This is a genomic window from Alloprevotella sp. (assembly GCF_057240785.1).
Window position 1 is genome coordinate 143880 of record NZ_DBHHRH010000002.1, and the last position, 14232, is coordinate 158111.

The following is a 14232-nucleotide window of genomic DNA, read 5'->3' on the forward strand; positions in this document are numbered from 1 at the left end:
TTCTATAGGAGGAGAGATAGATAATACTCCCTCTACGCTTTCAGTGCGACGCTTCCTGCGTCGGAAGTTAGTGCTGCCACCTGTCCACGGGTTCTTCCTCACCATAGTTCGGGCATCACCCGCGGTTACGTATGGTGCGCCTCCGCCGGAGGCGTGAGATACTTTGTTTTGCTGCAGCTGTGGTGGGAGAGGATGACTTTTGTGAGTGCCCTACAGTCCGTGGCTGGAGGCGTAAGATAGTCTGTATTACTGTGGTCGCGGTGGAATATATGACAAAAAATCTGCAACACCCAAAGGGGTATTGCAGATAGAGGGTTATTATATAAGCCGCTATTTGCGGAGAATTGCGGAAATAGGTAATGGCTATTTGCGGAGAATCTTCTGAGTGGTACCGTTGGTCATGCGGACAATATTCAGTCCACGCTGCAACTCGTTGAGCCTCTTCCCTTCAGGAGAATAGATTGCCTTGATATTTTCAGCATTGGAGTGGGTGGTGAGGATGCCCGAAATTTCTTTTTTAGAGAAATATCCTGTCGTGGGATTCGCCATTGAGACATCGACCTTGTCTTCATCATAGGCTACTGCACCTTTGAGATTTGTACATCCCAAGAACATTTCATCAGAAATTTCACACGTCCAATCATCATTGCAATAAAGAGTTTGTAGCGCTGCACAATTCGTAAACATATACATCATTGCCTTTACCTTCTTTGTATCGAAGTGGGAAAGGTCGAGCTTAGAAAGTTTCTCACAACCATAGAACATAGCACTCATATCCGTTACCGCAGATGTATTAAAACTCGAAAGATTGAGGTCAGTAAGAGCCGAACAAGAATTAAACATATCGGACATCTCTTTCACTTTCTTTGTATCGAAGTTGGATATATTGAGCGTGGTGAGCTTTCCGCAACTGGCGAACATAGAAGACATTGTGGTCACGGCCGATGTATTGAAGCTTGAAAGGTCGAGACTGGAGAGGCTTCCACAATAGGAGAACATGGCATTCATTTCCGTCACCTCAGAGGTGTTGAGGTTCTCCAGTCCTTTGATTTCTTTCAGATTAGGGAAGTATAGGAACCAGCGATCCGTTGCTGTTGGGCGAAAGTCCTTGAACGAGGTATCGAAGACCGCCTTGAGCACCTTTGCTTCAGGTTCATCCCACGTTCCAGTCCAAGCGTGATACGTGTTGTAATTTTCATCCTCTTTCTCCTGCTCTATCCCCCACACAGTGCCTGCGCGAGAAGCTCTCTGAGTATCGTAGTAGAACGTGAGAGTTGTTTCATCACTACTTTTCACCACATAAGCTTCTTTGCTCTGAGCTTGAGCTGACAGAGGAAACGCGAATAAAGCCATAACTCCAGCGAGGAGCACAGCACAAATGTTTATTATTTTTTGTTTTATCATAATGCTTGCTTTTTCAAGGGAACTAGTTAGGTTATTGAGATTAGAGTAGTTTTACTTAACCACTATAACGCCGTTTTCTGTGGTTTGCAAACGAGGCTTGCTCTTCTGAACCACGGGATGTTGCTTTTGCGGCTTTTGCGATTTTGAGGCTTTGCGACGAGCAGAGGCAGAAGCAGAACGCCTTACGACGTGAGAAGCTTGTGGACGTGACTGAGTTTTGGGTGTTTCTTCGCCACTTTCCTCTTTCGGTTGTTTGAACGGCACGAAAGTTTTTTCCATTCGGGAGTATTGAGGATACTTTGGATCCGTAACAATTCGCTCATAATAGATACCATCATCAGCTATTGTTGTATCAGCCACAACCCATCCGTCTTCGTAACGAGTGCGCTTGGATATTTTCCCATCTCTCTCAAAGGTATAATGCATCCCTTGGAACTCATCATTCTGATAAGTGGCGATGATATAAACCGGTGGTTTATCATGGGAATCTTCCGGCTCGTAGTATTTCACGTATTTGCCTTCTTTCTTACCATTGCGATATTCGGTGATACTGCTCACAATGTTATAGAAATTATAACGAATGAGTTTTCCATCCTCCAGTCCGTCCTTATAGTCGCACTCTTCAATCAAATCTCCCTGCTTGGAATAAACTTTCCAATGTCCTTCAAATTTTCCCGTTTTTTTGTCTTTGAATCCCGTGGCACAGATTTTTCCATCAGGATATCGATCTTCAAATTTCTTGATTTGGGCTTCAGCTGAAAGTGAGAGAAAAAGCAATAGGAACAGAAATGTTTTTTTCATTTTGTTGGAAGTTTATATTCGGTTGGGAAAACGTACAGATTCTCATACTTACCGTTGGCCAAATCAAAGCTATAGCAATAGGCGTCGTTCGACTTGTCCCGATAAGTGGTCTCTACTCTCACCCAGATTTTTTTATTATTACGGGCAGCAGGGCCTACTCTGAGACGTTCCTCGAGAGGCTTCGTCCAAAGGATCTGACCATCAGTGCGGCGCAACTGAAATACAGTGTTGGCATCCTCAGCTATCGTGGGCGTGTAGGTTAGGAGAATGTAGCTGGCATCTTGATAAATAAGAGTAGTGTGGAAAGCCACAAAGGTATCGGATATAGGCGCATAGTTGATAAGGCGATGGTCACTATCCCATACACAACTCATATCTTCGGGGAAATAGTAAGAGTCCTGCGGATCACCAAGGTGGAACTTAACATGTAATTTCCACAGTCGGTTCTTCTTTTTATTCTCTGTACGCTGCAACCAATAGTAGACACTATCGCGCACTTCGCTTTGCAGCGCTGAAGGAGGCAGCGTTCTAGCATACTCGAAAGCTTCTTTGGTGTAGAGTCGGTCAGTGCCGGGGAAATAGTAATATGTGTCAGCCATATTGTTAGTGACCAAGAATCCCTCTCCTGCATCCTCTCTGATAAATTCCACTTGCGATAGTCCTGTATTCATCGCAGTCTTTTTAGCAAAGAGCGATTTCGTCACCTCCTTGAGCGTTAGTGAAACAGGGTCTATTTCATAAATATAGCGCGGCGAGACGATGATATACCAACGGCCTACTTGATGGAAATAGCGTATGTTATCAGAATTAAATGAAAAACCGTTGAGCTTATTTGCATCTTCACTAGAAATCAGCAAGTGATCGGAGAGAATCTTTCCAGACTGGGCATCACGAAAACCATAATAATAGCCGTCAATATATTTCCCTTTATTTGCTACATCACTGTCGTAGCAACGGCGTGTGAGATAGAAAAAACAGACGTTTTCTCCTCGCGACATGGGAAAGATATACTTATAATCCTCATCTACTTCCACCGTAGTATCTTCATTCAAAAGAGAGGACGGTGAAGATGAGGAATGTCTAAAAAGCATTGAGCCAAAGACAACAATGATGGTCACGATACTCACTGCTGCAATGGCAAATAGGTTGATCAGTTTTGAGGGACCGTTAAGATTTGGAATAGGAGGCGGACTATAATCGTAGCGATGATTTACATTGATATTAATATCATCATCGTCAATGAAAAATTCCGTTCCACAATTTTTACATCTAAAGCGCTTACTGTCCAACTGATCGTGCTTCTCACTTCCACAGTTGGGACATTTCACTGCTCGTATTTTTGTAGCCATTATATCGTTATGATTATGCCTTCTTTGAGTAATATATAGTGAGATAAGTCAGCACACACTGTGCAGCCGTTAGGGCTACAAAGAGAATGATCCACCAGTTGTCCGTCAGACGAGCGGGAGCAAAGAAGCCACTAAAAAACTCCATTATACCCACTACTAAAAAAATCATGCCGAGACTCAAACGGTGAGTGCTCTCAGCTCCCATTTGGAACAAGATGCCTACTAGCAGAGCGTTCACAAGGATAGCTAAGCTCGTCATGAGCATATTGGCAAATGGGTAGGCGGACAAGAGGAGCCCTGCAACTATATTTACAATCAGCGGAGCTATCGCTGCAACAATTACTTTTTTCATAATTGAGAGAGGATTTCGTTTTTCTTTTTCTCGTATTCTTCTTCCGTGATGAGCTGTTCATCGAGCAACTTTTTGAGTTTGCGCAATCGCTCTGTTGAATCGTCCGCTACTTGTGTTTTAAACACATCTTTCGCCAATTGAACGCCAGCACCGAGTTGCAAACCAGCACCAGCCAATCCGCCTTCGTTGCGCGCAGCATCGCGAAGAGCTTCCAACTTCTGCATACTTACATAGTCGAGGTCGACTTCCGCAGCTGCTCTCTGTTCGGCCGTCATATTGGCAATACGACCGATGCGCTCCATCGTATCCTCATCGAAGGTGACAGAATTGACGCGAAAATCAGTTAGTTCCAATCCTAATTGTTCCAACTCTGCAGCTGTTCGTTCTTTCAATTCGTTCGATAAGTCCATCAAATGACTGTCTACTTCACGATAGGGATAAGCCTTTTCCGCTAAGAAAGAAGAAAGAGGAGTAACAATACGCGATGATACTAACTCTTGCACGTCAGCAACACTATAATTGCTCATCGTACCCAACAACGTTGTAAACATACGCCCGGCATCGGCAATCTTTATAGAGAAATTACCACATGCCCCCAACGTAACGGGTAGTTTATAATCTGGCTCAATATATTTGACGGGAGAAGCCGTACCCCACAATACATTTACCACCTCTGCCGTACGGAAGAAATAGAAACGCATTTTGTGTTCGCTCTCAGAGCGTTGCGCCAAATTGAGCAAAGACGTGATGAAAGGATGATTGGCGGTTTCCATCGAGTAGACATCAGGCTCTGTCAGTACGCCCGATACTTTACCGTCGTACACTACCACACAGCCCTGACCTGGAGCCACAATCAACTTACTTGCATTCTTAATTTCGTCCGTTGTCGTCTCCATCAGATGGAAGAGCAGCTGCCCGTTTTGCTCCTTCCATTCCACAACTGTTCGCAGTTGTCGCTTGAATAAATCTCTCAATCCCATATATGATTATCGTTTTATACAACAACGCTCTTCTCAATAAAAACCTAAGAGCTCGTTGCTGTTTCATGTGATGCAAAAATAACGATTCACGCCGATAACTACAAGTTTCAACTTCATATCTATTATTGTTTACGAAAACCAATCATTTACGTCTTACCTCTTGGTCTCACAAAAGAGCAGAGACAGACAAGAGTTGCAGAGCGCGGGGAGAGAGCTCTAAACTTTTCTATCTGCTATATTTTCACTAATTTAGCCGACAAAATTTGAAACGATATGAAGAGAATCTTTATTTTGCTGCTGACGCTGTGCATCTCAGCTGTGATACTGGCGGGCGTGCCGATGCCGAAACGCGAGTTTCGCGGAGCGTGGATACAGATGATAAATGGGCAGTTTCAGGGTATGAGTCGCGACCAGATGCAAGCTAATCTTACGCATCAGTTGGACGTGCTTCAACGCTGCCATGTCAATACCATTATTTTCCAAGTGCGAGGTGAAGCCGATGCGATGTATCAGAGCAGTCTCGAACCTTGGACGCGTTTTCTCTCGGGGCAACAAGGCGTAGCACCGCAACCGCTGTGGGATCCTTTGGCGTGGATGGTGAATGAGTGTCACCGTCGTGGTATGGAACTCCATGCGTGGATCAATCCTTATCGGGCTAAGACGAAAACGACGAAGGAACTTGCGGCGAACCATCCTGCGCGCATTCATCCAGAGCGGTTTATCAGCTACGATAATCAGTTGATTTTCAATCCAGGGCTGAAAGAGAATCGCGACTATATCTGCACGGTGGTGAAAGACATCGTGAGTCGCTACGACATTGACGGACTTCATATCGACGACTATTTTTACCCCTACCCAAACGGTACGCGCTTCGACGACGAGGCTACTTTCCGCCAATACGGCAATGGTTTTACGGATTTAGGCGATTGGCGTCGCTTCAACGTGAACCTGCTTATCGAACAGCTTTATAAGACTATTCACGACACTAAGCCGTGGGTGAAGTTTGGTGTTTCGCCCTTTGGTATCTACCACAATGCAAAGAACGGTGGTGTGCCAGGTTCGAACACCAATGGTTTGCAAAACTACGATGATCTCTATGCTGATGTGCTCTATTGGATTAACCGCGGTTGGGTGGATTATAACGTTCCACAAATCTATTGGGAGATTGGACACAAGGCGGCTGATTATGACACGCTCATCCGTTGGTGGAGCAAATATGCTTCGGCGCGTCCGCTCGTCATCGGACAGGATGTGGAGCGCACCGTGCGCGCTGCCGATCTTCAGAATCCTGCGCAAAATCAGATGCCTGCCAAGTTTCAGTTGCAACGCACCCTACCAGGAGTGAGCGGTTCTTGTCTGTGGTATAGTGCAGCTGTTGTTCGCAACGAGGGCAACTATGCTGGAGCATTGGAGCAATATTATAACCGCTACCCTGCTTTGCAACCGTTGATGCCGTGGATCGACAAAAAAGCGCCAAGGAAAGTGCGCCATCTGAGTGTTCGCAAAGCTCCCGATGGAAATTATCTCTTCTGGGAAGCACCCAAAGAAAAAAGCGAGATGAACAAGGTACGCAACTATGTGGTGTATCGCTTTGCGCACGGCGAGAAAGTGAATACAGAAGATGCTTCGCACATCTTGACCATCACGCCACAAAACATTCTGAAGCTCCCCGTTGCTGATGGAAAAACCCGCTACACGTATGTAGTAACGGCTCTCAACCGCTTACAGAACGAGAGTAAGGGGAAAAAGAAGAAATATTAAGACTCAGAAACAAAAGGCTACGATACCTCCCCTCCTTTCCCCTCATGGGAAGGAGGGAACGGTGGCTTTACGAGTGAGATAAATACTAAACCGCAAAAACTAAAAACTTCCTCATCATGTTCTCTCTGGAAAATGAAGAAGAGGTGTTTTCCAATATGAAAGTTCTAAAATTTGGTGGATCCTCTGTGGGCACTCCCGAGAGCATCCTCAACGTAAAAAATATAGTAGAAGCAACAGCACACCCCGCGGTGGTCGTTGTCAGTGCCCTGGGTGGCGTTACGGACCAACTCATTGCCGCATCGCGCATGGCAGCAGCTGGCGATTCGGCTTATTCCGAAAGTGTCGACTCGCTGATGGAGCGCCACCACAAGATGGTGAATGCCGTTATTGAACCACGCCGCCGTCCGCAGTTATTAGAAAATCTCGACCACCTGCTAACAGATCTCCGCAGCATCTTGCATGGTGTATTTCTCATTCAGGATCTCACGCCGAAAACGGCCGATGCCATCGTGGCGTATGGAGAACGCTTATCATCGCTCATCACGGCAGCTTTGTTGGATAATGCTTGTCATGTTGACAGCCTGGATGTGGTTTGCACCCGTGTGCAAAACGGCAAAACGCTCGTAGATTTCGACCTGACCAATCGCCGGATAGTGGAGCACTTCGGGAAGCATCCAGGACTCTTCGTTTGTGGCGGTTTCATTGCGAAAGATGCCGAAACGGGACGCATCACCAATCTCGGGCGCGGTGGCTCCGACTACACGGCGGCCATCATCGCGGCTGCTCTCAATGCTGAAGCCTTGGAGATTTGGACGGATGTTGATGGATTTATGACAGCCGATCCGCGCGTTATCCCTACTGCCTACACCATTCCGCAGTTGTCCTATAACGAAGCAATGGAGTTGTGCAATTTCGGTGCAAAGGTGGTCTACCCTCCCACCATCTACCCCGTTTGCACAAAGAACATCCCCATCTACGTAAAAAACACCTTCCATCCCTCCCACGCTGGAAGTGTCATCAGCAGCGATATGTCGCTCACGGCCAATGATGAGTCCACCTTCAACGCGCCCATTCGTGGTATCAGCTCTGTCAATCGCACGAGCGTTGTCACAGTGAGCGGCCCAACCATGGTAGGTGTCATCGGTGTAAACCGTCGCATCTTTGCTTGTCTGGCGCAGAATGGTATCAGTGTCTTCATGGTGGTACAGACTTCTTCTGAAACAAGCACATCGCTCTGTATCACACCGGAAGACGGACAGAAGGCGTGCAAGGTTCTCGATGCTGAATTCGCTATTGAGATTGAGGACGGAGCGATGAACAAGGCGCAACTCGAAGAAGGACTGGCCACCGTGGCCGTTGTGGGCGAGAACATGAAGCGCACACCGGGCATCGCTGGAAAACTCTTCAGTGTGTTGGGGCGCAATGGTATCTCTGTCAGTGCCATCGGGCAAGGCTCGTTTGAGATGAACATCTCGTTTGTCATTCAGCAGGAGATGCTGAGCAAAGCTCTCAATGTGCTCCACAACAGTTTCTTCCTTTCCGAATATCAAGACGTCAACGTCTTTGTTTGTGGCACGGGAAATGTGGGCGGAAGCCTCCTCCAGCAGATTGCAGCCCAGCGCGAGCGTCTCATGAAAGAACGCCGCCTGCGCATCAACCTCGTGGGTGTCAGCGGAAGGAGCCAGTCGGTGTATCATCCTGAGGGAATCGATGCTGCCCACTACAAAGAAGCCATGCAGAATGGTGAACCGGGTGGTATTAACCACATGGTGGAACGCATCGTTGAGATGAACAGTTTTAACTCTGTTTTTGTGGATTGTACGGCTTCTGAAAATGTGGCTCGGCAGTATGAAACCTTGCTCAGCCACAACGTGAGCATCGTGGCAGCCAACAAAGCTGCGGCCTCATCCGATTTCGATCGCTACATACTCCTGAAGGACACCGCTCGGGAACGCGGAGTGAAATATCTCTTTGAAACCAACGTTGGGGCGGGGCTTCCTATCATCAACACCATCAACGACCTCACAGGTTCGGGCGACAAAGTGTTGCGCATCGAGGCTGTGGTGAGCGGCACACTCAATTTTGTGTTCAACGCGCTGAGTGCCGATATTCCTCTTTCTAAAGCGGTGCGCATGGCGCAGGAGCAGGGCTACAGTGAACCCGATCCACGCGTCGACCTCTCGGGAAAAGATGTTATTCGCAAACTGACAATCCTTGCGCGCGAAAGTGGCTACCGCGTAAATATGGAGGACATCGAAGCGCACCTCTTCATCCCCAATTCGCTCTTCGAAGGTTCGCTCGAGGAGTTTTGGGAAAAGCTCCCAGGGCTCGATGCCGATTTTGAAGCGCGTCGTCAGCGCCTGGAAGCCGAAGGCAAATGTCTGCGCTTCGTTGCCACTTGGGCCGACGGTAAAGGCGAGGTGGGCTTGCGCGAAATTGACCAAACGCATCCTTTCTATCATTTGGAAGGCTCCAACAATATCATCTCGCTCACCACAAGTCGCTACCACGACTATCCCATGCTCATCAAGGGCTATGGAGCTGGGGCGGAAGTAACTGCCGCAGGTGTCTTTGCCGACATCATGCGCTGCGCCAACTTTTAGCTGGAACTAAAAGGAGGTTGCATTTGAATCTACTCTTTCTCTCACCAGAGAAAGAGTTTTTTTGTCGTAACATTGTCACAGCAAAAAACAACTCTTAGGAAGAGAGCGACTCCAAGTATTCTCCGCTTTCCTTTTCTTTTTCTTCACTACAATAAGGGTGTCGGCTGACACAATAAGGATATCAGCTGACAGCCTTATTGTATTTCTAAACGCAATAAGGATATTTGCGTTGGCAGTGCTTTTGTGCATTACTTGCACTATATCCATTTGCAAGATTTTCTATTCTAAGGAAATTTATGTAAGTTCGCAACATCAATTTGCTAAAAGTTGAAGAACGGAAGATACACACCTAATATAATCCAAAATAGTATGCACACACAGCTCAAACACCTTCTCTTTGCGGCGGGAATCACTTGCTTTACGCTGACAGCGCAGGCACAGCCGAGAAAGTTGCAAGTAAAGAAGACCGTCCAGGCGGTAAATCCACTTATGAAACCAAGTACATTACCCTACAATGCGCCCGACTTTAGTAAGATCAAAGGCGACTACTACCTACCGGCCATCCAAGCAGCCATAGCTGCGCAAAGGCAGGAGATTAAAAAGATTACCGACAATAAGCAAAAGCCCACCTTTGCCAATACCATACTTGCTTACGAAAGGAGCGGGCAGATGCTGAATCGTGTGACCGGTATTTTCAACTGCGTGACAGAAGCCGACAAGACGCCCGACTTAGAAAAGGCCGAAGCTGCCGTCATTCCGATGATGACCAACTTTGAAAACGAAATCAAGTTTAACCAAAAGTTTTTCCAGCGCATCAAATACGTCTACGACCATGAGTTGAACCAACTCAAGGGTGAAGATAAAAAACTTCTGGAAGAAGTGTATAAGAGTTTTACCCATGCTGGCGCACTGCTCCCCAAAGATAAGATGGCGCGTATGCAGGAGATTAACAACCGTTTGGCAAAACTCCAACAAGACTTTGGGAATATGCTCCCGAAGGCCGCTAACGAGGCTACTGTTTGGGTTAACGATGTGAAAGAACTCAGCGGGTTGAGTGAAACGGACATAGCACAATGTAAGAAAGATGCCGAAGGGCGCGGCGGCAAAGCTCCTTACTGCATCGTCATTACCAACACCACGCAGCAACCAATTCTTGCCAGTCTTGAAAATAGAGCCTTACGCGAGCGTGTTTACAATGCATCTATTCACCGCACAGATGGTACGGGAGCTTACAACGCTTTTCCTATTATCGTTGAAATAGCACGCCTGCGAGCAGAGAAAGCTGAACTGATGGGCTTCAAAGATTATGCCTCTTATTCGCTGGAGAATACGATGGCTAAGAATACGACCAATGCGTATGCCTTCCTGCATCAACTCATCGCGGCTTACCAGCCAAAGGCCAAGGCTGAAACAAAAGCCATCGAAGATTATGCAAGGCAGACCGAGGGTGCCGACTTCCAATTGCAGCCCTACGATCGCTTTTTCTATTCCGCTAAGATGAAGAAAGCGCAATATAGTTTTAGTGACGATGACGTGAAACCTTATTTTAATTTGGACTCCGTTCTCGTCAATGGTGTCTTTTATGCTGCCCATCGTGTATACGGCTTAAACTTCCGCGAGCGCACGGATCTACCAACGTATCATAAAGATATGAAAGTCTTCGATGTGCTTGATGAGAACGGCAAGCAGTTGGCACTGTTCTATTGCGACTACTTCCGCCGACCAACGAAGCGCGGCGGTGCTTGGATGAGTGCGTTCTTAAAACAGAGCAGCGACCGCAAACAGTTGCCTCTCATCTATAATGTCTGCAATTATGCCAAGGCGCCCGAGGGGCAACCTACGCTCCTCACTTGGGACGAGACGCAGACGATGTTCCATGAGTTTGGACACGCTCTGCATGGTATGCTTTCCAATTGCAAATACAATACGCTTAGCGGCACATCCGTTTCGCGCGACTTCGTTGAGATGCCTTCACAATTCAACGAGTCGTTTGCCAGCATACCCGAAGTGTTCAACCACTACGCACGCCATTATAAGACGAGTGAAGCGATGCCCGATGCCTTGCGAGAGAAGATGCTCGGCTCGCTCAATTTCCAGCCGGCCTATGCTCTCGGAGAGAACTTAGCTGCTACCTGCCTTGACATGGCTTGGCATTGCCTCTCTTCAGCCGAAGTCCCAACAGCTGAGGATGCACAGCAGTTTGAGACAAAGGTGCTGAAAGAGATCGGTTTACTCAACACACAGATTCCGCCCCGTTATTCCACGTCTTATTTCAACCACGTTTGGGGCGGCGGTTATGCTGCTGGCTATTATAGTTATTTGTGGAGCGAAGTGTTGGCGGTGAATGTAGCCGACTATTTTGAGAAACATGGTGCACTGACGCGAGCTGTTGGCGATGCCTTCCGCACTAAGGTGCTGAGTCGTGGTAATACGCGCGACTTGATGTTTATCTTCTCCGACTTTACCGGCCTTTCGGCACCCGACGCTAAGGGTTTGCTGAAAGCACGCGGCCTTTAAGCCGAAACTCCCCTTCAAGCTCTTCGCTCCACCGCCTTTTATTTAATGAGGCAGGTAGGAGCGAAGAGTTGCTCGTTTTAACGCCCCTACCGATTGCCTCAAAGGGGGCTTTCATTCTCTCCTGCTGATGAAAACTAACTCCTTTATCTTCTCTTCTTCCTGTGTAGAAATGAAAAGACTGCTGCTCATAAGCATCCTTGCACTAACTTCGTTGAGTACCTCTGCTCAGATATGTGTCATTGATGGGCAACTCGTTCCCGACTCTCTCTTACGTGTAAGCGTTGACGAGATGCGCTCCGACTCGGCAAAGCAGATTGTTTCCAAGCGCTTAGGTTGCCTTTCTCCCTTTGCCATTAATACCATACAAATACTGCCTAAAGAAAAGCAACAGGCCTTCTGCAAGCCGCCATCAGATATTATCGTGATACGAACCAATACTTTAGCTCAACTACAATGGGTCGTAAACGGGAAGGTCGCAAAACCTAAGAAACTACTAACAATAATTGATTACAAACTATCGCCTACGTGCTTAGAAGCAGCCCTGCCCAAAGGAGTAAAACCCCAAAAGGTTATTTCTATACAAATATTGGTGCCCAAGGCTTATACCATTAGACCAGAGGCGAGACCAACCGTAATTGTAGAAACCCAAAAGTAGGCCGAGTGGATGCTAAGGTGTGCGACTCATCGGAGGGAATAAGGAAAAGAAGTGCATATCTAACTCTGTTCTCTCCCCTTCCTGAGTTTTTATATCTCCTCCGGCACATATCCTTTTGAAAGAAAGAGGGACAAAAGAATTAAACGTTTAGCTATGTGGTTTTGAAAAACCATTTTTTGTATCTTCGCCACAAATCTTCACACTTATGAAATCTAAATTTCTTCTTCCTTCTCTCAGTTTGCTGGCGATGGCTGCTGCGGCACAGCGCGCAGATCGTCCCAATGTGTTGCTCTTAGTGGCGGACGATTTGGGTTATGGCGATTTATCGTGCTATGGTGCAAAGCGCGTTTCTACACCTGTTGTCGACAGTTTGGCAAGTCGCGGCGCTCGCTTCATGGATATGCACGCTTGCGCCAGTACGTCCACTCCTTCGCGCTATTCCCTCTTGACGGGTAAGTACCCTTTCCGCCGCGAAGGCACTGATGTAGCACCCGGTGATGCGGGGCTTATCATTGAACCGCAGGAGTACACCTTAGCAGATCTCTTCAAGGAAGCGGGCTATCGCACGGCTGCCATCGGAAAATGGCACTTGGGATTGGGAGCTGAAACAGGAAAGCAGGATTGGAACGGTAAGCTCGATGTGACTCCTGCCGATATAGGCTTCGACTATCATTACCTAATGGCGGCAACGGCCGACCGCGTGCCGTGTGTGTTTATAGAACAAGGGCGCGTGGCCAACTATGATGCGTCAGCACCCATACAAGTGAGCTATCGAAAGAACTTCCCCGGTGAACCAACGGGGCGCACCCATCCCGAGATGCTCAAGCTCCTGCCCAGCCATGGTCACGATATGTCCATCGTCAATGGCATCAGTCGCATAGGCTATATGAAAGGCGGCGGCAAAGCCCTTTGGCGCGACGAAGATATTGCCGACTCTATCGCTGCCCACGCCATCAATTTCATTTCTCAAGAGGCGAATAAGCCTTTCTTCATGTACCTCTGTACCAATGACGTACACGTTCCACGCTACCCTCACGAGCGTTTCCGCGGTAAGAGCCCGATGGGGCTGCGCGGCGAAGCCATCTTGCAGTTCGATGAAACCGTCCGACAGGTGGTGACGGCTTTACGCGAGAAGGGATTGGACAAAAACACGCTCATCATCATCACGAGCGACAACGGCCCTGTGCTCGATGATGGTTATCGCGATGAGGCTTGGAAACTGGCGGGTAGTCACAATCCATCGGGCCCTTTCCGCGGCGGGAAATACAGTAGCTACGAAGGTGGCACTGCTGTTCCGTTCATTGTTTACTGGCCCAAACATGTCAAAGCGGGCTCAACGAGCAACGCACTCTCTTCACATATCGACTTGGGAGCTTCGCTTGCGCAGCTGATTGGTGCAAAAGTTCCTCAAGGGGCTTTTCCCGACAGTCGACAACACCTGAGGCAGCTACTCGGCAAATCGCACCGCAATCGCAACTTCGTTGTTACGATGCCCAACAATCGCAGCGTTGACCTCCGCGTGGGGCGTTGGAAATATATCCCTGCCAGTCGTGGCTACGCCGAAGCTTGGCAAACTCACATTGAGACGGGCTACCAACTCAAGCCGCAACTCTACGACCTGCGCCGCAGTCCCTACGAGGGGCAAGAACTCTCCTCTCGCTATCCGCGCCTGGCTCACCGCCTGCAGAAAGTACTAGATAAGATTGTGAAGCAATAAAAAAACTCCTTTATCTTACCGGTTACATCCTCGAAGCTTTGAACCCATAAAAATATCCTTATTGTGCCAGCTGACACCCTTATTCTGTCAGCT

10 protein-coding genes are annotated in these 14232 nt (G+C 47.8%); 5 read left to right on the plus strand and 5 right to left on the minus strand.

The annotated features are described in order from the left end of the window. Positions 1-363: 363 nt before the first annotated feature. Genes ACO4R2_RS00890 through ACO4R2_RS00910 form a run of 5 tightly spaced genes read right to left on the minus strand, consistent with a single transcriptional unit; the run spans position 364 to position 4886 of the window. Positions 364-1404, minus strand: coding sequence for a BspA family leucine-rich repeat surface protein (locus ACO4R2_RS00890; protein WP_484768831.1), 1041 nt, complete (start codon positions 1402-1404; stop codon positions 364-366). 51 nt (positions 1405-1455) lie between these two features. Then, positions 1456-2205: a toxin-antitoxin system YwqK family antitoxin gene (locus tag ACO4R2_RS00895; RefSeq protein WP_484768832.1), complete on the minus strand. Its 750-nt coding sequence runs from the start codon at positions 2203-2205 to the stop codon at positions 1456-1458. Beyond that, a complete protein-coding gene (locus tag ACO4R2_RS00900) occupies positions 2202-3554 on the minus strand; it encodes a transposase family protein (protein WP_484768833.1) in 1353 nt (450 codons plus the stop codon). Before ACO4R2_RS00900 ends, ACO4R2_RS00895 begins: the two co-directional genes overlap by 4 nt. Positions 3555-3567: 13 nt before the next feature. Further along, entirely contained in the window at positions 3568-3906 is a 339-nt protein-coding gene (locus tag ACO4R2_RS00905) for a transporter (RefSeq protein WP_484768834.1), read from the minus strand. Beyond that, positions 3903-4886: an SPFH domain-containing protein gene (locus ACO4R2_RS00910; RefSeq protein ID WP_484768835.1), complete on the minus strand. Its 984-nt coding sequence runs from the start codon at positions 4884-4886 to the stop codon at positions 3903-3905. Before ACO4R2_RS00910 ends, ACO4R2_RS00905 begins: the two co-directional genes overlap by 4 nt. A 273-nt stretch (positions 4887-5159) precedes the next feature. On the opposite strand from ACO4R2_RS00910, the gene ACO4R2_RS00915 reads away from it, so the two are divergent. The 5 genes from ACO4R2_RS00915 to ACO4R2_RS00935 all read left to right on the plus strand — a co-directional run bounded on the left by ACO4R2_RS00915 (position 5160) and on the right by ACO4R2_RS00935 (position 14139). Further along, a complete protein-coding gene (locus ACO4R2_RS00915) occupies positions 5160-6647 on the plus strand; it encodes a glycoside hydrolase family 10-like protein (protein WP_484768836.1) in 1488 nt (495 codons plus the stop codon). 155 nt (positions 6648-6802) lie between these two features. Continuing rightward, entirely contained in the window at positions 6803-9250 is a 2448-nt protein-coding gene (gene thrA, locus ACO4R2_RS00920; protein ID WP_484768852.1) for a bifunctional aspartate kinase/homoserine dehydrogenase I, read from the plus strand. Between the two features lie 369 nt (positions 9251-9619). Beyond that, entirely contained in the window at positions 9620-11767 is a 2148-nt protein-coding gene (locus ACO4R2_RS00925; protein ID WP_484768837.1) for a M3 family metallopeptidase, read from the plus strand. Between the two features lie 169 nt (positions 11768-11936). Beyond that, positions 11937-12422 (plus strand): 50S ribosomal protein L19, encoded by a 486-nt coding sequence (locus ACO4R2_RS00930; RefSeq protein ID WP_484768838.1) that lies wholly within the window; start codon positions 11937-11939, stop codon positions 12420-12422. A gap of 205 nt (positions 12423-12627) precedes the next feature. Beyond that, positions 12628-14139: a sulfatase-like hydrolase/transferase gene (locus tag ACO4R2_RS00935; protein WP_484768839.1), complete on the plus strand. Its 1512-nt coding sequence runs from the start codon at positions 12628-12630 to the stop codon at positions 14137-14139. The last annotated feature ends 93 nt before the right edge of the window (positions 14140-14232 follow it).